At 54.8% G+C, this 25,608-nt stretch carries 24 protein-coding genes, 5 tRNA genes and 1 pseudogene; 28 read left to right on the forward strand and 2 right to left on the reverse strand.

Annotated elements, in window-relative coordinates; all coding sequences use genetic code 11:
- The first annotated feature begins 14 nt into the window (after positions 1-14).
- The 20 genes and pseudogenes from ACFER_RS03465 to ACFER_RS03555 all read left to right on the forward strand — a co-directional run bounded on the left by ACFER_RS03465 (position 15) and on the right by ACFER_RS03555 (position 11,636).
- Positions 15-860 carry a deoxyribonuclease IV gene (locus ACFER_RS03465; RefSeq protein WP_012938046.1) on the forward strand — a complete coding sequence of 282 codons (846 nt, stop codon included), beginning with the start codon at positions 15-17 and terminating at the stop codon, positions 858-860.
- A complete protein-coding gene (thiT, locus tag ACFER_RS03470) occupies positions 857-1,459 on the forward strand; it encodes an energy-coupled thiamine transporter ThiT (RefSeq protein WP_012938047.1) in 603 nt (200 codons plus the stop codon). The genes ACFER_RS03465 and thiT overlap by 4 nt, the downstream gene beginning before the upstream one ends.
- Positions 1,460-1,623: 164 nt before the next feature.
- A complete protein-coding gene (gene infC, locus ACFER_RS03475; RefSeq protein ID WP_012938048.1) occupies positions 1,624-2,157 on the forward strand; it encodes a translation initiation factor IF-3 in 534 nt (177 codons plus the stop codon).
- A gap of 18 nt (positions 2,158-2,175) precedes the next feature.
- Complete coding sequence (gene rpmI / locus ACFER_RS03480; RefSeq protein WP_012938049.1) at positions 2,176-2,373, forward strand: 50S ribosomal protein L35; 198 nt, start codon at positions 2,176-2,178, stop codon at positions 2,371-2,373.
- Between the two features lie 45 nt (positions 2,374-2,418).
- Positions 2,419-2,772 carry a 50S ribosomal protein L20 gene (gene rplT, locus ACFER_RS03485; protein ID WP_012938050.1) on the forward strand — a complete coding sequence of 118 codons (354 nt, stop codon included), beginning with the start codon at positions 2,419-2,421 and terminating at the stop codon, positions 2,770-2,772.
- An 88-nt stretch (positions 2,773-2,860) separates the two neighbouring features.
- Positions 2,861-3,236: pseudogene (locus ACFER_RS03490) on the forward strand (toxin-antitoxin system HicB family antitoxin).
- Between the two features lie 149 nt (positions 3,237-3,385).
- The gene (rpsO, locus tag ACFER_RS03495; RefSeq protein WP_012938052.1) at positions 3,386-3,652 is read left to right on the forward strand and encodes a 30S ribosomal protein S15; all 267 of its coding nucleotides are present in this window, start codon (positions 3,386-3,388) and stop codon (positions 3,650-3,652) included.
- 214 nt (positions 3,653-3,866) lie between these two features.
- Positions 3,867-3,943 (forward strand) — tRNA-Asp (locus ACFER_RS03500).
- A 4-nt stretch (positions 3,944-3,947) separates the two neighbouring features.
- A tRNA-Phe gene (locus ACFER_RS03505) sits at positions 3,948-4,023 on the forward strand.
- A gap of 8 nt (positions 4,024-4,031) precedes the next feature.
- Positions 4,032-4,106 (forward strand) — tRNA-Gly (locus ACFER_RS03510).
- A gap of 9 nt (positions 4,107-4,115) precedes the next feature.
- Positions 4,116-4,189: transfer RNA gene (locus ACFER_RS03515), tRNA-Cys, on the forward strand.
- A 13-nt stretch (positions 4,190-4,202) separates the two neighbouring features.
- Positions 4,203-4,291: transfer RNA gene (locus tag ACFER_RS03520), tRNA-Leu, on the forward strand.
- Between the two features lie 111 nt (positions 4,292-4,402).
- Positions 4,403-5,671 (forward strand): uracil permease, encoded by a 1,269-nt coding sequence (gene uraA / locus ACFER_RS03525; protein ID WP_012938053.1) that lies wholly within the window; start codon positions 4,403-4,405, stop codon positions 5,669-5,671.
- A 78-nt stretch (positions 5,672-5,749) separates the two neighbouring features.
- Positions 5,750-7,294 (forward strand): glutamine-hydrolyzing GMP synthase, encoded by a 1,545-nt coding sequence (gene guaA, locus ACFER_RS03530; RefSeq protein WP_012938054.1) that lies wholly within the window; start codon positions 5,750-5,752, stop codon positions 7,292-7,294.
- A gap of 344 nt (positions 7,295-7,638) precedes the next feature.
- On the forward strand, positions 7,639-7,908 hold the full coding sequence (locus tag ACFER_RS03535) for a hypothetical protein (RefSeq protein WP_012938055.1): 270 nt from the start codon (positions 7,639-7,641) through the stop codon (positions 7,906-7,908).
- Positions 7,892-8,092: a DUF4160 domain-containing protein gene (locus ACFER_RS11960; RefSeq protein ID WP_012938056.1), complete on the forward strand. Its 201-nt coding sequence runs from the start codon at positions 7,892-7,894 to the stop codon at positions 8,090-8,092. Before ACFER_RS03535 ends, ACFER_RS11960 begins: the two co-directional genes overlap by 17 nt.
- Before the next feature lie 545 nt (positions 8,093-8,637).
- Positions 8,638-9,672 carry a threonine aldolase family protein gene (locus ACFER_RS03540; protein ID WP_012938057.1) on the forward strand — a complete coding sequence of 345 codons (1,035 nt, stop codon included), beginning with the start codon at positions 8,638-8,640 and terminating at the stop codon, positions 9,670-9,672.
- A gap of 499 nt (positions 9,673-10,171) precedes the next feature.
- Positions 10,172-10,495 carry an ArsR/SmtB family transcription factor gene (locus ACFER_RS03545; RefSeq protein WP_012938058.1) on the forward strand — a complete coding sequence of 108 codons (324 nt, stop codon included), beginning with the start codon at positions 10,172-10,174 and terminating at the stop codon, positions 10,493-10,495.
- Complete coding sequence (locus ACFER_RS03550; protein WP_012938059.1) at positions 10,492-11,076, forward strand: chromate transporter; 585 nt, start codon at positions 10,492-10,494, stop codon at positions 11,074-11,076. Before ACFER_RS03545 ends, ACFER_RS03550 begins: the two co-directional genes overlap by 4 nt.
- Positions 11,073-11,636, forward strand: coding sequence for a chromate transporter (locus ACFER_RS03555; protein ID WP_012938060.1), 564 nt, complete (start codon positions 11,073-11,075; stop codon positions 11,634-11,636). The genes ACFER_RS03550 and ACFER_RS03555 overlap by 4 nt, the downstream gene beginning before the upstream one ends.
- 48 nt (positions 11,637-11,684) lie before the next feature.
- Here ACFER_RS03555 and ACFER_RS03560 read toward each other — a convergent pair whose 3' ends face one another.
- A complete protein-coding gene (locus tag ACFER_RS03560) occupies positions 11,685-13,034 on the reverse strand; it encodes an MATE family efflux transporter (protein WP_012938061.1) in 1,350 nt (449 codons plus the stop codon).
- Between the two features lie 4 nt (positions 13,035-13,038).
- Entirely contained in the window at positions 13,039-14,184 is a 1,146-nt protein-coding gene (locus ACFER_RS03565; RefSeq protein WP_012938062.1) for a M20 metallopeptidase family protein, read from the reverse strand.
- Positions 14,185-14,285: 101 nt separating this feature from the next.
- Here ACFER_RS03565 and ACFER_RS03570 point away from each other — a divergent pair, with 101 nt between their 5' ends.
- The 8 genes from ACFER_RS03570 (at position 14,286) to ACFER_RS03605 (ending at position 25,567) form a co-directional block, all read left to right on the forward strand.
- Positions 14,286-14,582, forward strand: coding sequence for a hypothetical protein (locus ACFER_RS03570; RefSeq protein WP_041666093.1), 297 nt, complete (start codon positions 14,286-14,288; stop codon positions 14,580-14,582).
- Between the two features lie 304 nt (positions 14,583-14,886).
- Positions 14,887-15,627 (forward strand): dihydrofolate reductase family protein, encoded by a 741-nt coding sequence (locus tag ACFER_RS03575; protein WP_222831716.1) that lies wholly within the window; start codon positions 14,887-14,889, stop codon positions 15,625-15,627.
- 266 nt (positions 15,628-15,893) lie between these two features.
- Complete coding sequence (locus tag ACFER_RS03580; RefSeq protein ID WP_012938064.1) at positions 15,894-17,528, forward strand: spermidine synthase; 1,635 nt, start codon at positions 15,894-15,896, stop codon at positions 17,526-17,528.
- Between the two features lie 472 nt (positions 17,529-18,000).
- Positions 18,001-20,511, forward strand: coding sequence for an excinuclease ABC subunit UvrA (locus ACFER_RS03585; protein WP_012938065.1), 2,511 nt, complete (start codon positions 18,001-18,003; stop codon positions 20,509-20,511).
- Positions 20,512-20,620: 109 nt separating this feature from the next.
- The gene (locus ACFER_RS03590; protein WP_012938066.1) at positions 20,621-21,574 is read left to right on the forward strand and encodes a DUF542 domain-containing protein; all 954 of its coding nucleotides are present in this window, start codon (positions 20,621-20,623) and stop codon (positions 21,572-21,574) included.
- Positions 21,575-22,112: 538 nt separating this feature from the next.
- Positions 22,113-22,511 carry a PAS domain S-box protein gene (locus ACFER_RS03595; RefSeq protein WP_199846777.1) on the forward strand — a complete coding sequence of 133 codons (399 nt, stop codon included), beginning with the start codon at positions 22,113-22,115 and terminating at the stop codon, positions 22,509-22,511.
- A 5-nt stretch (positions 22,512-22,516) separates the two neighbouring features.
- Positions 22,517-25,015: an EAL domain-containing protein gene (locus ACFER_RS10780; protein ID WP_148213909.1), complete on the forward strand. Its 2,499-nt coding sequence runs from the start codon at positions 22,517-22,519 to the stop codon at positions 25,013-25,015.
- 117 nt (positions 25,016-25,132) lie between these two features.
- Positions 25,133-25,567, forward strand: a complete 435-nt coding sequence (locus tag ACFER_RS03605) for an Rrf2 family transcriptional regulator (protein ID WP_012938069.1) — start codon at positions 25,133-25,135, stop codon at positions 25,565-25,567.
- Positions 25,568-25,608 lie beyond the last annotated feature (41 nt).

Here is a 25,608-nt window from a genome sequence, read left to right on the forward strand (position 1 = left end):
GAAGAAAAATCAGGATGCTTCATATCGGATGTCATTTATCCTCCAGCAAAGGGCTTGCCGCCATGGGGAAGACGGCCCTTTCCATCGGAGCGGATACCTTTGCTTTCTTCACCCGGAATCCCCGGGGAAGCAAAGCCAGGGAAACGGATCCCAGAGACGTGGAAAAATTCCAGGCCCTGTGGGAAACCAACCGGGCCATTCCACTGGTGGCCCATGCCCCCTATACCCTGAACCCGGCTTCCACCAAAGAGGATGTGCGGACCTTTGCCCGGGAGACCATCGCCGATGATCTCCGGAAAATGGAAATGGTGCCGGGGAATTACTACAACATGCACCCGGGGAACCACCTGGGGCAGGGGTCGGAAACCGGCATCAGCCTGATTGCCCAGTGCCTGAACGCCGTGCTGGATCCGGCCCTGTCCACCACCCTGCTCCTGGAAACCATGGCGGGGAAAGGGACGGAAGTGGGCCGGACTTTTGGCGAGCTCCGGGCCATCATCGACCGGCTGGATCATCCGGAAAAAGTGGGGGTCTGCCTGGACACCTGCCATGTGTGGGATGGCGGCTATGACATCGGATCCGACCTGAACGGGGTGCTGGAGGAATTTGACCGGACCCTGGGCCTGGACCGGCTGAAGGCCATCCATCTCAACGACAGCAAAAATCCCCTGGGAGCCCACAAGGACCGGCATGAAAAGCTGGGCCAGGGCTGCATCGGGCTGGAAACCCTGAAAAACGTGGTGAACCATCCGGCGCTCCGAGACCTGCCCTTTATCCTGGAAACCCCCAATGACCTGACCGGGTACCAGGAAGAAATCGCCCTGATGCGCCAGGCCCGGGAAGAAGGGGAGAAAGCATGAAACTCTTTGCCATGCTGGAAAAAAGTCCCATGACCCTGCTGGCCCTGGCCGGAGTGTTCCTGATCCTGGCTTTCCTGCTGCGGACCCGGAAAGTGAAGCTCACCACCCATCAGGCCACCTGCTGCGGACTGCTCCTGGCCCTGACCCTGGTGCTGAGCCTTCTGCCCCTGTACCGGATGCCCTATGGAGGCACCATCACCCTGGGAGGTATGCTGCCCATCATGCTCATTGCCTTCGCCTACGGGCCGGAAGTGGGGATCATGGCCGGGTTTGTGTACGGGCTCCTGAACCTGCTGCTGAATCCCTATATCCTCCAGCCGGTCCAGGTGCTGTTCGATTATCCGTTGCCCTTCATGGCCCTGGGGCTCTGCGGATTCTTTCCCCGTCATCCCTATCTGGGCATGGCGGTGGGCGTGGCCGTCCGGTACCTGTTTCATTTCATTTCCGGGGTGGCATTTTTTGCCAGCTACGCACCGGCCGGCATGTCCCCGGCAGTGTATTCCCTGGTGGCCAACGGAACCTACCTGATCCCGGATCTGGTGATCTGCCTGGTGCTGTACCGTCTGCTGCCCATGGAACGGTTCCGGCAGATGATGTAAAATAAGGCTTGCAAAAATATTTCTCTGTGGTATAATATTCGAGTAACCAAAGTAGAGGCCACCTGCTTCTCACCTTGCGGCAATGCTCGACAGGGTCAGTGATAGAGATTTGCGACGGGTGGACTTTGGTTCGCCCGTTTTATTTTTATCGTCTGTTTAACCTATTGGAGGTGAACGTCATAGCAAAAGATGAACTGCGGATCAATGAAGCCATCCGCGCAAGAGAAGTTCGTGTCAACTCTGCGGACGGGGAACAGTTTGGTATCATGTCCCTGCACGATGCCCTGCACCTGGCCGAAGAAAAACACCTGGACCTGGTGGAAATCGCTCCCAAAGCCAAACCTCCGGTCTGCCGGATCATGGATTACGGCAAGTATCTCTATGAACAGCAGAAAAGAGAGAAAGAAGCGCGGAAGCGTCAGAGAACCATCGATGTGAAGGAAGTCAAACTCCGGATCCGCATCGAAGACCACGATTTCGAAGTCAAGACCAAGAATGCCATCCGCTTCTTACAGGGCGGTGACAAGGTAAAAGTGACCATCATGTTCCGGGGACGGGAAATGACCCATCCGGAACTGGGCGAACAATTACTGAATAGAATGGCTGACCAACTGCAGGAGATTGCCACTGTGGAAAGAAAGCCGAAACTGGAAGGACGCAACATGATCATGATCGTTGCTCCCAAAAGTTCCAAATAACAAGGAGGATGTCCAATCATGCCGAAAATGAAAACCCGCAGATCCGCTGCTAAACGCTTCAAAGCCACCGCTTCCGGTGAATTCAAACGTGGCAAAGCTTTCCGGAGCCATATCCTGGAACACAAATCTCCTACCCGTAAGAGAAACCTGCGTAAAGCTGCTCTGGTCCACAAGACTGATCACGAACGCGTGGCCAAGATGCTGCCCTACGCATAATTCCACTGCAAGCGAGATTTTTGAGATTCCAAGGAGGAAACAACAATGGCAAGAATTAAAGTCGGCGTAACTGCCCATAGACGTCATAAACACATTCTGAAGCTGGCCAAAGGCTACAGAGGTTCCAAGAGCAAGCTGTTCAAAAAAGCCAATGAAACCGTCATGAAGGCTCTGATGTATGCCCGTCGTGACAGAAGAGCCAAGAAACGTGAATTCCGTCAGCTGTGGATCGCCCGGATCAACGCTGCTACCCGGGCCAACGGCCTGAGCTACAGCCGTTTCATCTGCGGCCTGACCAAAGCCGGCGTTGTGCTGGACCGGAAAGTCCTGGCCGACATGGCTGTGAACGATGCCGCTGCTTTCGCCAAACTGGTGGAAACTGCCAAGGCTGCTCTGTAAGAGAGACAAAAGCTGTCTGCGTATCTGCGCAGGCAGCTTTTTTTGTACGGAAGCAGGGAACCACTGGTGGTGGTGGAGGAATCTGGAAATAAAAACGATTGAATACTATATGGCTCTTTCCCTATCGGCTGGAAATTCTCCCGGATCCGGATGAGGGAGGATACGTGGCCCGTTATCCGGATCTGCCCGGATGTATTACCGTTGGGTGTTCCATGGAAGAGGCTGCAAAAAATGCAGAAGATGCAGAAGATGCGAAAAAGGAATGGCTGACAGCTGCACTGGAAAGCGGAGTGGAGATTGCAGAACCAGCATCCCCAAACGGATATTCCGGGCAGTTCAAGCTGCGGATTCCCAAAAGTCTGCACCGCCGGCTGGCTGAACACTCCAAAGAAGAAGGGGGCAGCATGAATCAGTATTGTGTATACCTGTTATCTAGAAATGATGCACTGGAGAGTGCAGAGTGAAGGGTACCCGCTCTTGCACCAAACTGTAAAGTATGTTATAATGCCAACGTGCCAAAAGGGCATGATAATTTCAACCTTGGCGCTGCTGCGCGACACTCCGACGCCAGCTGCAGCCACGGGCTTTTCTATGACCAAGGAGGAAAAGAACAATGTTAACGCCTGCAAGAAAGAAAGAACTCATCGAAACCTACCGCATCAACGAACAGGACACCGGGTCCCCTGAAGTACAGATTGCCATCCTGACCGAACGGATCAGCTATCTGACCGAACACCTGAAAGCCAACAAAAAGGACCATCATTCCCGTCGCGGCCTGCTGAAAATGGTTGGTCAGCGCCGTGGCCTGCTGAACTACCTGATGAAGAAAAACATCGAACGGTACAGAAGCATCGTGGAAAGACTGGGCCTGCGGAAATAATTCCCAAAGCCAGGAAGACTGTTCTCGCAAAGAGGGCAGTCTTTTTTTGCAAAAAGGAACCCGCCGCCCAGGTTCCTTCCTGTGGCCATCTGACCATTGACCATTGACGGGGATGGGAAAATCATTTCCCATCCCCAAATTTTCTCCTTGACATTTTCTTCACTATACAGTATACTAATCAAGTCGGCAGCGCCTGAGGGTGCTGAAAGACAACGGCCCAGTAGTTCAGTTGGTTAGAATGCCGCCCTGTCACGGCGGAGATCGTCGGTTCGAGTCCGTCCTGGGTCGCCAATTTGCCTCGGTAGCTCAGTTGGTAGAGCAAAGGACTGAAAATCCTTGTGTCCGCAGTTCGATTCTGCGCTGAGGCACCATTCTTTATGCGGAAGTAGCTCAGTGGTAGAGCATCACCTTGCCAAGGTGGGGGTCGCGAGTTCGAATCTCGTTTTCCGCTCCATTTTCATATGGCGACGTAGCCAAGCGGTAAGGCAGAGGTCTGCAAAACCTTTATCCCCAGTTCGATTCTGGGCGTCGCCTCCAATTCAACTATTTCGCCGAGGTGGCGGAACTGGCAGACGCAAGGGACTTAAAATCCCTCGGAGAGTGATCTCCGTACCGGTTCGATTCCGGTCCCCGGCACCATTGAAATTCAAAGAGACTGCTGCGCAGGCAACAGTCTCTTTTTTTGTGCCGAATCCAAAGAAAGATATGGTACAATAAAAGATAACAAAAAAGAAAAAGGAGATCTGTCCCATGGAAGAACGACGAATCATCCACGTGGAGGAAAAACTTCCCGTCCTGGAAACCATTCCTCTCAGCCTCCAGCACCTGTTTGCCATGTTCGGCTCCACCGTGCTGGTGCCTTTTCTGCTGTATGTGGATCCGGCCACGGCCCTGTTCATGAACGGCATTGGCACCCTGCTGTACCTGACCATCTGCAAATGGAAGCTGCCTGCCTATCTGGGGTCCAGTTTCGCTTTCATTTCCCCTGTGCTGGCCGTATGCGCCACCCCGGGGATGACCTACGGAGACGCCCAGGGAGGCTTCATTGCTTTCGGGCTCTGTTTCATCCTGATCGGGCTCATGGTGAAGAAAATCGGCACCAACTGGATCGACGTGCTGTTTCCGCCGGCGGCCATGGGGTCCATTGTGGCCATCATCGGCCTGGAACTGGCGCCGCTGGCCCTGAACATGAGCGGTTTCATGGATCCGGTCCAGGGCATGACCAACGGACAGGCCATGACCATTTCCATGTTCACCCTGATTGTTACCATCCTGGCCACGGTCCTGGGCCGGGGCTTCATCGCCATCATCCCCATCCTGATCGGGGTGGTGTCCGGGTACGTGCTCAGCTGGTTCATGGGGGTAGTGGACTTTTCCGCCGTGGAAACGGCTGCCTGGTTCTCCTTTCCCACCTTCTATCAGCCCCGGTTCAACCTGTCCGCCATCATGATGATCCTTCCGGCGCTCTTTGTGGTGCTGGCGGAACACCTGGGCCATCTGTTCGTCACCAGCGACATTGTGGGCCGTGACCTCATCAAGGATCCCGGGCTCCACCGTTCCCTGATGGCTGACGGGCTGTCCAACGTGCTGTCCGGGCTCCTGGGATCCACGCCCAATACCACCTACGGGGAAAACATGGGGGTCATGGCCATTACCGGTGTCTACAGCACCTGGGTCATCGGCGGGGCGGCCATTTTCGCCATCCTGTTTTCCTTCATCGGGAAAATCGCTGCGGTGATCCATGGGATCCCTACTCCGGTAATGGGCGGCGTCTGCATCTTATTGTTCGGTTTTATTGCCGCTTCCGGTCTCCGGATGATGGTGGAACGGAAGGTGGACTTTACCCAGCCCAAAAACCTGATTCTCACGGCTGTGACCATGATCAGCGGTCTTTCCGGGGCAGCGGTCCACATCGGGCCCGTCCAGCTCAAAGGTATGGGGCTGGCGACGGTAGTGGCCATCCTGGCCAGCCTGGCTTTCCTGATTTTCGAAAAATTGGGGCTGTCCAACGAAAAATAATCGGAATTGGAATTGAAAGAAACGGCAAATTATAGTATACTGTTTTAAATATTACAAAGTACCAAAGGGAGGCAGAGTATGGATAATTTACAGCATGAGGTTGTCCTGGTAGTTGACTTCGGCGCACAGTACAGCCAGCTGATTGCCAGACGAGTTCGTGAATGCGGTGTGTACTGCGAAATCATTCCTTACAATTACACCCTGGACAAGATCAAAGCCAAGAATCCCAAGGCCATCATCCTGTCCGGCGGTCCCAACAGTGTTTATGCGGAAAATACCCCCAGCGTGGATGAAGGGATTTTCGAAATGGGCATCCCTGTCCTGGGCATCTGCTACGGCGACCAGTTCATGACCAAGGCTCTGGGCGGTGTGGTGGCCCATGCCGGCAGCGGGGAATACGGCAAGACCGCTGTAGTGCTGGACAATGAAACCCGTCTCTTCTCCGGTCTGGAAAAGAACAATGTGTGCTGGATGAGCCATCAGGACTATGCGGAAAAGGCCCCGGAAGGCTTTTCCGTCATTGCCACCACGGAAGAATGCCCCATTGCTGCCATGCAGAATGAGGAAAAGAAACTCTACGGCGTCCAGTTCCATCCGGAAGTGATGCACACTCCCTTTGGGAAGCAGATGTTCAGCAATTTCCTGTTCAATATCTGCAACCTGTCCGGGGATTGGACCATGTCCTCCTTTGCCCAGAACAAGATCCGGGAAATCCGGGAAAAAGTGGGGGACAAGAACGTGCTCTGCGCCATGAGCGGCGGGGTGGATTCCTCCGTGGCCGCCGTCCTGGTCCACAAGGCAGTGGGCAAGCAGCTCACCTGTGTGTTCGTGGATCACGGTCTCCTGCGGAAAGATGAGGGGGACCAGGTGGAACAGGTCTTCAAACGGGATTTCGACATGAACCTGATCCGGGTCAATGCCCAGGACCGTTTCCTCAGCAAACTGAAAGGGGTCAGCGACCCTGAAAAGAAACGGAAGATCATCGGGGAAGAATTCATCCGGGTCTTCGAAGAAGAATCCAAAAAGATCGGTCACGTGGACTTCCTGGTCCAGGGGACCATTTATCCTGACGTGGTGGAATCCGGCGGTACCGGCACTTCTGCCACCATCAAAAGCCACCACAATGTGGGCGGCCTGCCCAAAGACATGAAACTGGGCCTCATCGAACCCCTGCGGGAACTGTTCAAGGATGAAGTCCGTGCCGTAGGCGAAGAACTGGGCATCCCCTCCGAACTGGTATGGCGCCAGCCCTTCCCGGGCCCCGGTCTGGCCATCCGTGTCCTGGGTGAAGTGACCGAAGAAAAGCTCCACATCGTCCGGGAAGCCGATGCCATTTTCCGGGAAGAAATCGCCAAAGCCGGTCTGGACCGGTCCATCTGGCAGTATTTCGCCTGCCTCCCCAACATCCGCAGCGTCGGTGTCATGGGTGACTTCCGGACCTACAGCAACACCATCGCCCTCCGTGCCGTCAACAGCACCGATGGCATGACCTCCGACTGGTCCCACATTCCCTACCACGTGCTGGACATCGTGTCCCGCCGGATCGTCAACGAAGTTCCCGGGGTGAACCGTGTAGTCTACGATATCACCAGCAAGCCGCCGGCGACAATTGAATGGGAGTAATACCCATCGGATAACCCAGGCGCACGATATACGCCCATCTGCTTTGTCAGCGGGAATTTTGGCTCGCGGCATGTACGCTTTAGTACTATGCCACGACCCAAAATTCCCGCTTTCGCGCATCTGGCGGGGCGCCGGGCCTGCGCCCCCTGCGGTATTGCAATGGGTCATTGGGTTTTCATCGTCCGTGCTCTGCACTCTTCACTCTGCACTTTGCTGCATAACCACACTGTGATGCAGGTATTCCCGGGAATTTGTTGACACATACCATCTTCTAAGGCTCAGGGACAACTGTCTGAAAATATGGTAAAATGAATAGCAAACGATCAAGAAAGGCGGTGGAGGAGATGCGGTATCCTTATATGACTTTGGCCGATGAAACGGAAATCAGCCATTCCAGCATGGGAGATGATGGGACTGTCCGGGTATATATCGAAACACCTTGTGAAGGCGGGTTCCATCATGCAGAATGTATCCTGCCTGGATATCAATGGAAAGATATACAGGGCTATTCGGCGGAGAAAATACAGGAATTCGATGTTTTCCTGCATCATAATGCTCATATGATCCTGGAACTGGCGCAGACCGGAGGTTTCACCCATGCCACAGCTGTTTAGAATCGGACCCTACCTGATTTATTTCTGGTCCAATGAAAACAATCCGGTAGAACCGGTGCATGTCCATATCGCAGAAGGAAAGCCTTCCCCAAATGCCACGAAAGTGTGGATTACAGAAAGCGGGGGCTCTTCTCAGCAACAACCCATTCCAAGATTCCACAACGGACGCTGGTCATGCTTTTAAGGATTATCGAGGCCAACAGTGACTATATTTTGCAAGCTTGGAAAAAGCATTTTGAGGAACTGCATTTTTATTGCTGATGGCAAACAATATGATAAAATAACCATTTATCAAACACAGCAAAGGAGAGTGTTCTCATGATCTGGGGTATTCGATTTTTGCAAATTGATTTTGAATCAGCATAAACTGTAGGGGGCGCAGGCCCGGCGCCCCGCAAAACACATGGTCAACTGCTGATTTGGCGGGCGGCCGGGCCTGCCGCCCCTACAGGAACGATTTATATAACGGTTGCCGTTGCTCAAAGCCCGCTTTCCTGGCTTCCTTTGGCCGTTGACAGCTGACCGTTGACCAGGGGGTGAATTTTTTTCACACCCCCTACGGCATCGCAATGGGTCATTGGTGCACTTTGCACTTTGCTGCATAACTATACTGTGATGAAGGTCTTCCCGGGAATTTGTTGACACATACGTGATTCCCCTGTTCTGTGCCAACCGCCCGGATTTATGATAGAATCAGGGAGAAAATACTTTTTTCAGGGAGGACGTATCATGATCCGTTTCAACAACGACTATAACCACGGGGCCCATCCTGCCATCCTGGAAGCCCTGACCCGTACCAATGATACCCAGTTCAGCGGGTATGGCACTGATGAATGGTGTGACAAGGCAGAAAGACTGATCCTGGACCAGTGCCAATGTCCCCAGGGGAAGGTGTATTTTTTCCCGGGGGCTACCCAGGCCAATCTGGTGACCATCGCTGCTTTCTTAGGTTCCTGTGACAGTGTGATCTGCGCTTCCACCGGCCACATCAACGGCCATGAATGTGCTTCCATCGAAAATACGGGCCATAAGATCCTGGCCCTGCCCCAGCAGGACGGCAAAATCACGGCGGGACAGATTGAAAAAGAAGCCCGGGCCTATTATGAAGCCGGCGAGGCTGAATGGCTCACCCGGCCTTCCCTGGTCTACATTTCCTTTACCACCGAATATGGGACCCTCTATTCCAAAGCAGAACTCACGGCCATTTCCGAAGTATGCCGCAAGTATGGGATGGCTCTTTTTGTGGACGGAGCCCGGCTGGCTTACGGGCTGGCTTCCCCTGAAAACGACCTGACCCTGCCGGATCTGGCCCGGCTTGCCGATGCTTTTTACCTGGGGGGCACCAAATGCGGCGCTCTCTTCGGGGAAGCACTGGTTCTCACCCATCCGGAAACTGTCCGCCGGTTCAAGGCTTCTATGAAGCAGAACGGTGCCGTCCTGGCCAAAGGCTGGCTCCTGGGGCTCCAGTTCTGCACCCTGCTCCAGGATGGCCTCTATTTCAAAATGGCGGCCCGGGCCGATGCTTTTGCCCTGAAGATCCGGGATGCCTTCCGGAAAAAGGGAATCCCTGAATACGTGGTCAGCCCCACCAACCAGCAGTTCGTGCTCCTGACTCCGGAACAGGCTGCCCATCTGGAAAAGAAATACGCTTTTGAACGGGAGGGGACATTGGAAGACGGCCGTCTCCTGGTCCGCTTCTGCACCTCCTGGAGTACGAAGGAGGGGGAGGTGGAGGCGCTAGTCGCCGACATTGCTAACGCATAACCCAGGCGCACGATATGGGCCCATCTGCTTTGTCAGCGGGGATTTTCGAAAGCGGCATGTACTATTATGTACTATGCCGCATTCGAAAATCCCCGCTTTCGCGCATCTGGACCCATCTCGTGCGCCTGGCCGGAACCCGCAGGATATGCATCCACCTGCTTTGGAAGGAGGGATTTGGAAGCCGGGCATATACGGCCATGTACTATGTTACAGCCAAAATCTGCTGCTTTCGCGCATCTGGACCCATCTCGTGCGCCTGGCCGGAACCCGCAGGATATGCATCCATCTGCTTTGGAAGGAGGGATTTGGAAGCCGGGCATATACGGCCATGTACTATGTTACAGCCAACATCTGCTGCTTTCGCGTATCTGGCTACATCTCCCGCGTCTGGAGAGAGTCGGAGCTATCTGCTTCACGGGATCAAAATTTAATTCAGTATTTACTAAATCAAAGACCATCGATTATAATTAAGTAAATACTAAATCAAAGGGGTGGAACGATGGAACTTGACCGTATATTGAAAGCACTGGGAGAACCCATGCGGCTGAAGATCTATCAGGCACTTTTGGAAAGAAAGCACTGCGTCCGGTCTCTTTCCAAAAAGTTCGGGATCTCGGAATCGGCCATTTCCCAGCATCTGAAGATCATGAGGGAAGCAGGTTTGGTTTATGGAGAAAAGTACGGCTATCATATGCACTATCTGCCGGACCAGGGAGCCATCGACTTCCTGGCGGAGCAGGTGGAACAGATGCGGAGGGCTTCTCTGCAGGTGGATCGCGAGCAAAAAGCCTGCCAATGTGAATATCGGGGGAGAAAAGTATGAAACGGGATCAGCTCAGGGATTTGTTTTTGACTTTTGCCCAAATCGGACTGTTTACCTTTGGGGGCGGGTATGCCATGATTTCCATGATCGAGCACAGCTGTGTGGAAGAAAAGCACTGGATCACACATGATGAACTGATGGATATCACCGTGATTGCAGAATCCACGCCCGGACCCATCGCCATCAACTGTGCCACCTTTACCGGATATAAGCAGGCCGGAATGGCGGGAGCTCTGGCGGCTACCTTTGGGATTGTCGTCCCTCCTTTTCTGGTCATTCTGGCGGTTTCACTGTTCCTGTATGATTTCTTTACGTGGAAACTGCTGGCTGCCGCATTCCAGGGAATCAAGATCGCTGTAGGGCTTTTGATCTTGGAGGCAGCCATGATGATGCTGAGAAAAGGCTCCAGGACCAGGCTGTCACGGGGCATCCTCCTGGGTTCCTGCTTGGCCATGCTCTGCAGCGATATTTTTCGCCTGCCGATTTCTTCCATCCGGCTGATGCTCCTGGCAGCAGGGGTCAGTCTGGTATCTTCCAGGCTCCAGGCGCTATCCCATCAAGAAAGCGGTGGAAGAAAATGATCTATCTGGATTTATTTGCAGGATTTTTGAAAGTCGGATGTTTTGCCTTCGGAGGTGCTTACGGTGCGATTCCTCTGATCCGGGATGTGGTCATGTCCTACGGCTGGCTGAATGACGACATGCTGACCTATATGATTGCCGTCAGTGAAAGTACACCGGGACCGATCATGGTCAATCTGGCGACTTATGTGGGGAGCAGCCAGGGGGGCTTCCTGGGAGCCCTCATCGCCACGTTCGCCGTTGTCCTGCCTTCGTTCCTGATCATCCTCCTGGTCACGGCGCTGCTCCATCACCTGCTGGACAACCGGTATATCCAGAGTCTTCTCCGAGGGATGAAACCCTGCGTAACGGGTATTGTGCTGGCGACCGGCCTCTATATGACTTTCCAGCATTGCCTCGGTCAAGAGAAGCAGCCCCAACAGGTGTTCCAGGCACTTTTCGTGATCTTTGGCCTGGTTTTGGGAAAAATGGGTTACCAACGGGTCACGAAAAAGAAACTTTCTCCCATTGGGCTGATCCTGGCTTCCGCTGTCTTGGGCATCATCGTCTATGGAGGGTAGAAAGGAGAACAAGACGCGGCTGGAACCAGGCAACTCCCTTCCAGCCACTCACACAGCCGACTGATCCATTGTCTTTCCCCTCCACTTTCCCCGCCTGTATTCCCAGCCGGAAAGGAGAAAATTGGCCAGCCAGCCCAGGGGGACGGCATACCAGACAAAGGCGATGCCGAAACGGGGAGCCAGGGCCATGGCCAGGCTGACCCGGAGACCCAGGTTCACCAGGTTGGCGATGGTGAACATCTGCATATCGCCGGCACCCCGGAGCACTCCGTCCACGGACATCTTCAAACCGATGAAACAGAAGAAAAAGCCCATGAAGCGGAAGAAGTTTTCCGCCGTCTGGAAAGCGGCAGGAGATCCTTCGCTGCCCAGGAAAAAGAGGGAAAGGGAATGGCTCCCCAGTTCCAGAAGGAGACAGTTCAGCAGGGCGAAGGCAAATACCAGGCGGAAAGCGGCTTTCAGACCGGCAGGAATCCGCTCCGGACGGCATGCCCCCAGGTTCTGGGCCGTATAGGGACTCATGGCATTGCCAATGGCAGACATGGGGACCACGCACAGCCCTTCCACCCGCATAGCGGCGGAAAAACCGGCCAGGGCTTCAGAACCGAACCCGTTGACCACCGATTGGACCAGCATCATGCCGATGGAGACCGTGGACTGCTGAAGGATGGAAGGCAGGGCGATCCGGGCCATGGGCAGCAGTTCTTCGGAAGCGAAGAAACGGGGCTTTTCGGAAGGCATGCGCCGGAGGACCCAGGCAAGGACCCCGCAGGACAGGAGAGCGGCGATCCCCTGGGCGATGAGAGTGGCCCAGGCTACGCCGGCAACTCCCAGCCCGTACCGGGTGACCAAAATCCAATCCAGCCCCACATTGAAGAGGGAGGAAAAAATCAGGAAAAACAGGGGAATCCGGGATTTTCCCAGGGCGTTGAACATGGCGGACAGTACGGAATACATGAACAGGAAGGGCAGTCCCAGGAAATATACCCGGAGATACACATCCGCCAGGCCCAGCACATCCGGCGGGGTATCCAGAAGCTTCATGATGTCCAGGCTGAATTCCCACCCGATGCCTCCCAGCACCAGGCTCAGGAACAGGAAAGTCAGGAGGGCCGTATAGAGGGCCTCTTTCATCTTCTGGAACTGGCCGGCGCCAAAATACCGGCTGACCTTTACGGAGGCCCCGATGCCGCCTCCGATGGCAATCCAGATGAAGATATTAGTGAATGCGTAAGAGGCGCCCACCGCTGCCAGGGCCTGTTCCCCCACATACCGGCCCACAATGGCGGAGTCGGCCATGGTATAGGTCTGCTGGAAGAAGTTCCCGATGATCATGGGGAGAGCAAAATAGAGCAGGGCCTTCAGGGGATTCTCCGTGATCAGATAGTCGTTTTTCATGGCATCAATCCTCCGCCAGTTTCAGAAACAGGGCAGCCGGGGTGGGGAGGATCCGGTCATTGAAATCATAGGCCGGATGATGGGGCGCCGGCCAGTTTTCTCCATTTCCCACATAAAACAAGGCACCGGGACAGACTTTCAGATACCAGCCGAAGTCTTCCGAAGGCCGCCAGGGTTTTTCCATGGGGACCAGGGTAAGGCCCAGGTCCCTGGCGGCCCGGCGCACCTTTTCCGCACATTCTTTGTGGTTCACTGTGGCCGGGAACGGGTCTGCCTCAGTGACGGTCCGGCGCAGGCCATATTCCGCTGCCAATTGGTCTGCCTTCCGGCGCAGCCACTGTTCCAGCTCTGCCAGGTCCTTTTCCTCGTCTGCCCGCAGGGTAAAGGATATCTCTCCTTCACCGGGAGAAATGCCAAAATCCTTCCCGCCCACGTTCAGCCCCACCAGGGTGAGCAGCAGGGTCTTTAAGGGATCGGTGGTGACTTTTCTCACCAGGTCCTGGGCGAACAGAGTCAGCTTCGCCAGGGCCGGGGCGGGGTTATTTCCTTCTTCCGGAGTACCGGCGTGGGCCCGTTTGCCTGTGAACCGAAAGGTCAGACCTTTGGAAGCGCACTGGGTCAGGCCATCCCGGACCATGACCGCATTTTCCGGATATCCGCTCAGGTTGTGGAAGGCATAGACTTCCCCCATGCCTACGGTTTGGATGAAATCCGCGCAGGGTTTGCCTCCTCTTCCCGTTTCTTCCGCCGACTGGAAAAGCAGATACACCGGCCGGCGGATTTCCGCATCTTTTTCCAGAAGCAGGGCCAGCGCCGCCAGAGCGGAGGAGTGTCCGTCGTGGCCGCATTTGTGGGCCACACAGGCTTTTGTAGAACCATAGGGCAGGTCCCGGGCCTCGGGCAGGGGCAGAGCATCCATGTCCGCCCGGAACCCGATGGCGGGTTTCCCGTTCCGCTTTTTCGGTTCATACAGGGCATAGAACCAGCTGCCCCGGTCCACCAGCTGCAAATGGGTATGATGGCTGATGAAATCCATCAGCCGTTTTTTTGTTTCCTGCTCCTCACCGGACAGTTCCGGATGGGCATGGAGGGTGTGGCGAAGCTCCAGTATGGCTTCCCAGTCGGACTGGGAGAAAAGAGTCGTATCCATAGGTCATATTGCTCCTTTTTATTTCGTTTCCCTCCTATCTTACTACAAATCGTCGAAAATATGGTAAACTGATAGGGATATTGGAAAAGGGCGGTGATTCCATGCGGAAGGAACTTCCGTATTTTCGTGTAGAAGGGGCCTTTGGTGGCAGCCAGGACTGGTTCACCCAGGATTGCTGGATGAAACGGGGCGGCTGTGCGGCCATTACGGCCACCGACTGCAGTCTGTACTTTTCGTTATACAAAGGAAGAAAGGCAGCCTGTCCCCAGGCGCAGCCGGAGCTCACCAAAAAAGAATATATATCCCTTAACCCAGACGCGGGATATGCACCCATCTACTTTGTCAGAGAGAATTTTGGAACGCGGCATGTACTATCTGATTTATTTCTGGTCCAATGAAAACAATCCGGTAGAACCGGTGCATGTCCATATCGTAGAAGAAAAGCCTTCCCCAAAAACACAACAAAGGGGAGTGTTCTTATGATGCGGGGTATTCGATTCTTACTTTCCTTGCTGCTGGGCAAGGAAAGCCCTGCAGCTGGTATAGCCATTCTGTATGATGGATCTTAGATAAAAAGCATTGGTCAAATCCTGTTTTTTTCGATATAGTAAGCTGTGCAAAATACAACTCTGAAGGAGACGATGCGCAATGGATAAACCATTTATTTTCTGTCATATGGAAATTTCACCGGATGGGAAAATCATGGGTAAGTATCTGTGGCTGCCCTCCACCAGTGAGAATCCGGACAGCTTCAGCACCCTCGTGAATGGACCGGATGCCCAATACCACTATCAGGCCATGCTTAACGGACGTACGACTATCGACGATAATTTCACTTTTTATGCCAAACCGGAACTGGATGAAAATGCGCCTCAGGTCCCGGCCGGCGACTACCTGGCGGAAGGCGTTTCTCTGGGCCAGTTCCTGCTGGCGGTGGATGGACACGGCAAACTGGCCTGGCAGGAAAACTTCAATGAATACGACGGCGTCAAGAGCCATATCGTGGAAATCCTCACGGAAGCAGCTTCCAACAGCTACAAGGCGTTCCTGCGTAAAAAGGGCATCAGCTATCTGATTTGCGGTAAGGACAGCGTAGACCTGCCGCTGCTCTGCGCCAAGATCAAGAATGTCCTGCATGTGGATTCCGTGATGCTTGGGGGCGGTGCCGTCCTCAACTGGAGCATGGTGCAGGCCGGGCTGGTGGACGAACTGAGCCTGGTCATGGCACCCGCTGCGGATGGCAGCACGGAAACCCAGACCCTTTTTATGGCCAAACCAGGCATCACCACCGACCAACCGGTCCTGTTCAAACCGCTGGAAGTGAAAATCATGCCGGATGATGCCATCTGGATCCGTTATCAGGTGGGTAAAAAGGTGGACTTTGATTTCGAAAGCGATCCGGAATTCAAAGAAACCATGGAGATGATCCGCTCTCATAGATAGAGACCAGTGCATGATTTGAGGATTTTACTTTTCAGTTGTTCCACCGACGGATGAATCCTCACCATTTTTTTCGCGTATCTGGGCACATCTCCCGCGTCTGGAAGGAGTCGGGGGATAGGATGCCCGTTTTTTATTTTGTGTCCCCCTGAAAGGGGGAAAGGACCCGCTTGCGGGTAGAGGGTTTAACACCCAGACGTTAGGATCCATCACCTGTCCCTGATTTTATGCTACAATTCCCTTATCAGACATATATGGGGGGAACCATAATGGATACTGTTCAATCACCTGCTGTTGCACCGGGTGGCCGGCGGCTCTTACAAAATCAATACTATCTGTATCTCACGGAATTCTTTGCGGGGATGGCGGTGATGGCTGTGGAAATTGGAGCCCAGCGCCTGATTTCCCCGTATTTTTCCTCGTCCCAGGTGGTCTGGACCATCATCATCGGTATGATCATGATCGCCATGGCGGGAGGCAATGTGTATGGCGGCAAAACAGCGGACAAAGATCCCAACCCGGACAAACTGTACGGGCGGATCCTGTTTTCATCCATCTGGCTGGCCCTGATCCCCTTCCTGGGGAAGTACATCATTGTGGGCATTTCGGCGGTGGTGATTTTTTCCGTAAATGCCAACTACCTGATCATTGCGGCCATTGCCACCTGTCTGCTGCTCTTTGTGTTCCCCCTGTTCCTGCTGGGAACGGTGACGCCCTCCCTGGCCAAATACACCATGGATTCCCTTTCCGACAACGGGAAAATCGTGGGGACCCTGGGGGCCATGAACACTATCGGCAGCATCCTTGGGACATTCCTGCCCACCTTTGTGACCATCCCGGCCATAGGGACGAATCTCACGTTCCTGATTTTCTCCGGCATCCTGCTGGTGCTGTCCGCGGTGTACTTCCTCAGCAGCGGAAAGAGGCTGCGTAAAGTCGGGGCTGCTGCCATCCTCTTTGTGGCCGCCTGCCTGTTGGGGTACAAAACGGATTTCGCCTTCTGGAAATCCCGGGAGGGGCTTTTGTACGAGGGAGAGTCGGTGTACAATTACCTGCGGGTCCAGGACAGCCCGAAGCGGACGGTCCTTTCCACCAATGTGTTGTTCGGGGTCCAATCGGTGCTGGAAAAAAGTGATGGCCTGACAGGCATGTACTACGACTATGCCCTGACGGCTCCGTTCCTGACCAAAAGTGGTACGCAAAAAGCCCAGGATGTGCTGATCCTGGGCATGGGGTCGGGTACATATGCCCGGCAGTTGCTGCGGTACCTGCCGGGCACGAAGGTGGCCGGGGTGGAAATCGACCGGAAAATCACGGACCTGGCCCACCAGTATTTTCAGCTGCCGGCACAGGTGCCGGTGACGGAGTATGACGGCCGGGCCTACCTCAACGAGGACCCGCAGAAATATGATGTGATCATGGTGGATGCCTACCAGGACATCACCATCCCGTTCCAGATGTCCTCGGTGGAATTCTTTCAGAGCGTGCGGCAGCACCTGAAACCCGGCGGCGTCATGGTGGTGAACCTGAACATGCACGGCACGGAGCAGGGGGGCATCGCTGACTGGCTGGCAGACACGGTGGCCGGCGTGTTCCCGGAGGTCATGACCATCGACGTACCGGGGAACACCAACCGGGAGTTGTTTGCCGGGGAACGGGGGCTAAAGGCCAGCCTGGCTCAGAACAGCCAAACCGTCCGGGATCCCCAGCTGAAGGACCTGCTGGCGACCATCGGGAATCGGGCCGTCCTGTATCATTCCGGCGGCCGGAAGTTCACCGATGACAAGGCGCCGGTGGAGCTGCTGGGGATGCAGGAGCTGGACGGGCTGATCAGGCAGGAGGCGGAAAGATATAAGGAAATTTACCGGAAAGAGGGAATTGAGGGAGTACTCCAGGACCTGTAAAATAACCCAGACGCGGGATATGCACCCATCTACTTTGTCAGCAGCAGATTTTGACTGTGGCATGTACGTCCATGTACTATGCCCCAGCCAAAATCTGCTGCTTTCGCGTATCTGGGTACATCTCCCGCGCCTGGAAGAGAACTGGGCCCATCTACTTTGTCAGCGGGGAATTTGGTCCGCGGCATGTACGTCCATGTACTATGCCCCAGCCAAAATCTGCTGCTTTCGCACATCTGGACCCATCTCGTGCGCCTGGAAGAAGCCGGAGGAGAAGAAAGACGTCAGACACGGCCGGAGGCCTGCAGATGTCAGAAGTCAGCTTGTTGGCGATGAGCAGATCGGTACTGCATCCAAAGCGAACAAAGCTGAAGTCTGACGGCTGAGAGGCCTGAGAGGGCCAGTCTTGTTTTACGTAACTGGATTTTTTATGCTATGATAAATGAAACAGCTTTTCTACAAGGAGGCTTGCTGCATGAGCGAAAAGCATTTCCCCTCCGTTCCTGGACACATCGAGGTCCGAGGCGCCAGGGTCCATAACCTGAAAAATATCGATGTAGACATCCCCCTTCACAAAATCGTGGGGATCGCAGGGGTATCCGGGTCCGGGAAATCCTCCTTGGCCTTGGGGGTCCTGTATGCGGAAGGATCAAGACGGTATCTGGAATACCTTTCCACCTACACCCGGCGCAGGATGACCCAGGCGGCCAAAGCGGCGGTGGATCAGGTGCTGTATATCCCAGCGGCTCTGGCTCTCCACCAACGGCCCGGGGTCCCAGGGATCCGCAGTACCTTCGGCACTGGAACGGAATTGCTCAACAGTCTCCGGCTGATGTTTTCCCGGCTCTCCAGCCATTGCTGTCCCAACGGCCACTATCTGCCGCCTACCCTGAAAGTAGCGGCGGAACAGCCTATTTTCTGTCCGGAATGCGGGGCCCGGGTGGAACCTCCGGGAGCGGAAGACCTGGCTTTCAACAGCCGGGGTGCCTGCCCCCGGTGCGGAGGCACGGGCATTGTACGGACTGTGGACGAATCCACTTTGGTTCCCGATGAGAGCAAGACCATAGAACAGGGGGCTGTGGCTCCTTGGAGTTCCCTGATGTTCACTGTCATGATCAAGGTGTGCCAGGCCATGGGGGTACGGACGGATGTACCTTTCCGGGATTTGACCCCGGAAGAGAAGGCTATAGTGTTCCATGGCCCGGCGGAAAAGAAACACATCCTTGTCCAGTCCAACAAGGGCCATGATTTGGTGGAGCTGAATTTCACCTATTTCAATGCGGTGCGCACGGTGGAAAATGCTCTGTCCAAGGTGAAGGACGAAAAGGGCATGAAACGAGTAGAAAAGTTCCTGAAACAGGAAGTGTGCCCGGACTGCAGTGGTACCCGGCTCAGCGAAGCGGCTCGGGCTCCCCGGCTCCAGGGCATTAGTCTGGCGGATGCCTGCCGGATGACTTTGGGGGACCTTGTGGTGTGGGTGGACGGGGTGCCGGCGTCCCTACCGGAAGAAATGCGTCCCATGGCCCAAAGCATCTGCGAATCCTTCCAGACTTCTGCCCGCCGTCTCCTGGATCTGGGCCTGGACTACCTGACCCTAGACCGGGCAGCCTCCACCCTTTCCACCGGGGAACGGCAGCGGATGCAGCTGGCACGGGCGGTGCGGAACCGGACCACCGGAGTGCTTTATGTATTGGATGAACCTTCCATCGGCCTTCATCCTGCCAATCTGGAGGGGCTCGCCGGGGTCATGGACGACCTGCTGGCGGACGGCAACTCTGTTGTCTTGGTGGACCACGATGTCCAGCTGCTGGCGCACAGCGACTGGCTGGTGGAGATGGGACCGGGAGCCGGGGCGGACGGGGGTCAGGTCATTGCCCAGGGAACGGTGGAGGCGGTAGCGGCCGATCCCCACTCCCGGATCGGACCTTTTCTCTCTGGGAAGGCCGAGATTGTCCGGACAAAAAAATCCCAGCCGCTTTTTGCCGAGGGACGGATCCATCTGGCCACCGGTCCCATCCATACGGTGCAGCCCCTGGCGGTGGATTTCCCCAAAGGCCGACTGACGGCGGTCACAGGTGTTTCCGGCTCTGGCAAGACCACCCTGGTGCTGGAAAGCCTGGTTCCAGCCCTGAAAGCTGAGCTGGAAGGGAATCCCTTGCCGGACCATGTGAAAACCGTGGAAGCCCAGGGCATCCGACAGGTGAAGCTCATCGATGCCACTCCCATCGGTATCAACATCCGCTCCACCGTGGCCACCTATGCGGGCATCCATGATGAACTGCGGAAGGTCTATGCCCGGACGGTGGAAGCCCAAGAACGGGGTTGGAAGGCCGGAGATTTTTCCTACAATACCGGACAGCTACGCTGTCCCACCTGTGACGGCACCGGGGTCATCAGTCTAGATGTCCAGTTCCTGCCGGACGTGGATATCCCTTGCCCGGACTGCAAAGGATCACGGTATGCCAAGGCCGTGGCAGAAATCCGCCGGCAGCCGAAAAAGGGCGGCCAGCCCTGTTCCCTGACGGAACTGATGAACTGCAGCGTTTCGGAAGCCCTGGAGGCCTGCCGGGACCTGCCTCTGGTATCCAAACGGCTACAAGCTCTCCAGGACCTGGGATTGGGCTACCTGACCCTGGGAGAAGACACTCCCGGACTTTCCGGCGGAGAGGCCCAGCGTCTGAAGCTGGCCAGTGAATTGGGAAAAAGCCAGGGAGATTCTGTCTTTGTCTTTGATGAACCCACCATCGGTCTCCATCCCTTGGACGTCCAGACCCTGCTCCAGGTTTTCCAGCGTCTCCTGGATAAGGGAGCTACGGTCATCGTCATCGAACACGACCTGGACCTGATCCGCAGTGCCGACTACATCATCGACATGGGGCCGGGCGGCGGCTGCCGGGGCGGACGGATCGTGGCCAGCGGGACGCCTGAACAGGTGGAGAGGTGTAAGGAGAGCCGGACTGGATACTATTTGGGGGATGACAAATAACCCGGATGCGGGGAAATTAGAAAGACGTCAGCTCGTTGTCATACCAACGGAAATATTCCCACTGCTCCGCTATACTTAAACCATCAAACAAATGCGGGAGGAATGCTCCATGATTACTGTAAAAAATACGTTGGCGGAAGTGGTACGGGATTATCCCCAAACGATTCCCTTTTTCAATGAACTGCACCTGGATTACTGCTGCGGCGGCGGGATCCCTCTGGAAGAAGCCGTGAAGGGCACCGACCTCGATGCCAATAAAATTGCGGCCGACCTGAATGACTATATTGCGGAACACAATGCCAAACCGGGCAGCCAGAACGATTCTCTGGAACATTTCAAGAGCCTGTCCATCCCTGACATGCTCTCCGACCTGGAAGCCACCCACCATGTGGTGGAACGGAAACTGTGGGCCGAAATCGACACGGACCTGAACAAGATCCTCCTGGTCCATTATGCCCATCATGGTGTGATGCTGACGAAACTGCATCATCTGTTCGGTCTGCTGCGCACCGACCTGGAAGAACACTTCGCCCGGGAAGAAAAACTGGTGTTCCCGCTGATGCGCACCTATCCCCGTCCCAACCTGGAAATCCTCACCCTGGTCCAGAACCTGGAAGCCGATCATTCCGCTGCCGGGGACATCATCAAGGAAATCGAAGCCCTCACCGATCATTTCACCGTGCCGGCTGATGCCTGTGCCACCTTCAAACGGACCTATCAGCTGCTGGAAGAATTCGTCAATGATGTGTTCGTCCACATTTTCAAGGAAAATTCCATCGTATTCCCGGAATACGCGGAAAAAGCCCCCAGCCAGGAATCCCTGGACCGTCAGGTGGAAGTGTCTCTGGAAAACGAAGCCGGCCGGAACAGCAATTCCTGTGGGTATTGTGAAAGCGCTGAAGGGGAAGAGGAAAAGAGCCCCGTTCTCTATGAATGCGGCAATTGCGGTGCCCTCTACTGCAATGACTGCGGCGAAACCGGTTGCCCCAGCTGCGGCGCTTCTTTCAGTCACGCCCATCCCATCGAATATTCCGGAAGCAGCTGGAATCCGAATCAGGACTAAGGGCCAGGGCTGAAAAGGCTGACGCATAACCCAGGCGCGGGATATGCACCCATCTACTTTGTCAGCAGCAGATTTTGACTGTGGCATGTACGTCCATGTACTATGCCCCAGCAACAATCTGCTGCTTTCGCGTATCTGGGTACATCTCCCGCTCCTGGAAGGAGAGACGGGGCCCATTTTCCGCTTTCGTGCATCTGGACCCTTCTCGTGCGCCTGGAAGAAGTCGATAGAGATCAATTTTTGCCAATTGATTTTGCAACAGCATAAACCGTAGGGAGCGCAGGCCCGGCGCCCCGCAAAACACATGGGCAACTGCTGATTTGGCGGGCGCCCGGGCCTGGCGCCCCTACGGGAACGATTTATATAACGGTTGCCGTTGTTCAAAGTCAGCTTTGCTGGCTTCCTTTTCTTACAGCTGTCCGCAGCGGCGTCTTATACTGGAAAATTTACAGCATCATATGGATTTTTATAAAAAAACGCCGTATACTATACTGTGAATTAACTGTAACAAAACTTCCCTTGGGGTGATCGCATGGATATGGAAATGACAAACTTGTTCCACAACATCGTTGAGGAAGCACCGTTTGGAATCTATGTACTGGATACGGAACGGAAAATTGTTTACTGGAGCCGGGGGGCGGAACGCATTACCGGCTACAGCCGGGAAGAAATGGCAGGCTGCCACTGTTTTGACGGGGGGCTGGACCATATCGATCAGGAAGGCACCCACCTGTGCCATGATTTCTGTCCCATGATGGCCACCATTTTCGATGGCAGATCCCGGGAACAGCCAGTATTCCTGAAAAACAAAGCAGGCCGGCGGATTCCGGTCCTGGTCCATACGGAACCCCTTTTCAAAGGGGAAAAGACCCTGGGAGCCATTGAATATTTCCGGTTGCTTCCGGAAGCTGAATATCCTGTACCCGAAGAACGGTGATCTCCATGACGGAAAAAGGTACCTTGTCCGTACTGCTCCGGGATCTGACGGAGCATCTCCCCGGCGGGCTCCTGATCTATCGGGACAATCCCGGCGAAGAAATCCTCTATGCCAATACCCGGCTCTGCACCATGTTTGGCTGTTCCTCTCTGGAGGAGTTCCTGGAACTTTCGGGAGGATCCTTTGCCACCCTGGTCTATCCGGAGGACCGGAACCGGGTGGAACGGGAAATCCGGGAGCAGATATTGGAAAACAAGAGCAAAACAGATTTTGTCAATTACCGGATCTGCAAAAATGACGGCTCCATCCGGCGTGTGGAGGAATTTGGCCACCGGGTGTATGTGGATGGGGTGGGCCCGGTTTTCTATGTCTATTTTCTGGATTATGACAACAAATACAGAGCCTACGACATCGATTCCCTGACCGGTCTGCCCGGCAAGAACCGGTTCATTCAGCATGCTGCCACGGTTCTGGCCCTGACGGCCCTGGATGCAAGGGCGCCGCAGATGGCCTTTGTCTATGCCAACATCCACAATTTCAACCGGTACAATCTCCGGAACGGCAGTGAAAAGGGCAATCAGTTCCTGATCAAAATGGCCGGTGTGCTGCAGAAGAACTTTCCCAACCGGTTGATTTCCCGGTTCACCGATGACCATTTCATGGTGCTGACCACCCTGTCTTCCCTGGAAAAGAGACTGCCGGTGATCAGCCGGGAAATCCATGAACTGTATGACTCCAGCCATCTGGAAGTGAAGTTCGGCATCTATCCGGTGGAAGATGCCTATATGCCGGTGGAAAGCGCCTGCGGCATGGCCCAGCTGGCCTGCGACCGGATCCGGGATATCCCGGACCGGCACATCTCCTTCTACACCAAGGCCATGGGAGAAGCCCGCCGGCTGCGCAGCTATGTGATCGACCATTTCCAGAAAGCCATGGACAACCGGTGGATCCAGGTGTATTTCCAGCCGGTGATCCGCAGCATTTCCGGCACCATGGCCAGTGTGGAAGCACTGGCCCGCTGGGTGGACCCGAAAAAGGGCACAATTTCCCCCGGGATTTTCATTCCTTATCTGGAAGAAAGCCGGCAGATCCGGAAACTGGATCTGTACGTGCTGGAAGAAATCTGCCGGATGTACCAGGGCCAGAAGGAAATGGGAAAAACGGTGATTCCCACTTCCTTTAACCTGTCCCGGCTGGACTTTTTCCAGGGTTCCATTTTCGAGGATGTGGAAACCATCCGGGAGCGGTACCAGATGCCACGGAACATGCTGTATGTGGAAATCACGGAAAGCGCCTTCGTCACTGAAGGGGACGTGCTTCGGCAGGAAATCGACCGTTTCCGGGAAGCCGGCTATGAAGTGTGGATGGACGATTTCGGCAGCGGCTATTCGTCCCTGAATACCCTGAAAGATTACACCTTTGACGAGATCAAGATCGACATGGCCTTTTTGTCCCAGTTTACGGAAAAATCTCAGGACATCATCCGGGCCATTGTCCGGATGGCCAAGGAAATCGGCATCCATACCCTGGTGGAAGGGGTGGAAACCCGGGAACAGGTAGAGTTTGCCCGGTCCATTGGCTGTGAGCTGCTCCAGGGCTATTATTTCGGCAAGCCCATGGCTCTTCCGGAACTGAAACATGTCCGTCGGAAAAAGCAGTGGGAAGTGGAAACACCCCAGCTGCGCCAGTATTACGGGAGCCTGGGAGACATCGATTTCCTGACGGACAAGTCCATGGCCATTGTGGAATTCAGCCGGAAGCACTACCATTATCTCTTTGCCAATGAGGAATTCCGGGAAACGCTCCGGTCCGTAGGCCGGAACAGCCTGGAGGAAGCGGAAAGCATCATTACCGGCAGATCCGGTCCCATCGGCCGGAACCTGTGGAACTTCATGGAAGATATCCTGCACACCCGGACCGGGAAGACACTCACCTATACGGAAAACGGCCAGTACATGAAACTGGATGCCCGGCACCTGGCTTCCAATGGGGAAAATCATCTGTTCCTCTGCCACCTGACTAACATTTCCATCAATACGGAGGAAGAGGATATCGGGAATCTGGATTGGGCCACCCGGAACATCCTGTACCTGTACCAGAACATCTCCCTGGTGGATGAGGAAAAGGATGAAGCGGTTCCTTTTCTGATGAATTCTCCGTACCGGCAGTACTTTTTTGAAAAACGGAAGGGACTCCAGGCGATGATCCAGGAATATGCCCGGCATCTGATCTATCCGGAGGACCGGGAACGGTTCCTGGAATTCAATGACCGGTCGACCCTCCAGGACCGGATCCGGAAGAATCCGGCGGGGACTGTTTCCGGCTTTTTCCGGACCCTGGGCAATGATGGGAAATACCATTGGGATGTCCATTCCATCTTTCCCGTGAGTCGGGAAGGAAAGAAGTATATGCTGTATACCACCCGTCATTCTCCCATGGAGGATGAGCTGGAGAAACAGGCCGCCTGGAGATATTACCCGGGCGCCAAAAAGGAAGACTGTTGAGGGGACTGCTCAGCCAGCGGTTCCCTTTTTCTTTCCGCAATGATGTAATATAAATATTGATAATAAAAGAAGCCTTTGGTACAATGAGAGCAATAAGAGAAAGGAACGGGATTCGTTATGCAGGTATCGACCAAATTCACCATTGCCATCCATATCCTGGCAGCGGCTTCTTATTTTGGAAAAGACCACAAGGTGACCAGTGAATTTCTGGCGGGCAGCATCGGCTGCAATCCGGTGATTGTCCGGAATCTGATGATGGACCTGAAGAAAGCCGGTCTGATTTCCGTACGCCGGGGACCCGGAGGGGTGGAAGTGACCCGTCCTCTGGACCAGATTACTTTCCGGGATGTGTATGATGCGGTGGAAACCCGCAAAGACCGGCTGTTCAACTTTCACGAGAATCCCAATCCTCTGTGCCCGGTGGGGCGGAACATCCACCAGGCTCTGGATGGAAAGCTCCTGGATATCCAGAAGCAGTTCCAGGAGGATCTTCGGGGCCATACCCTGGCGGAAGTGGTGGGGGATCTCCAGAAAGCCATCGGCAGCCAATAATTCCAAAAGAAAATTTAAAAAATCCCTTGCATCTTTTAGGA

The sequence above is a fragment of the Acidaminococcus fermentans DSM 20731 genome (assembly GCF_000025305.1).
GTDB lineage: Bacteria > Bacillota > Negativicutes > Acidaminococcales > Acidaminococcaceae > Acidaminococcus > Acidaminococcus fermentans.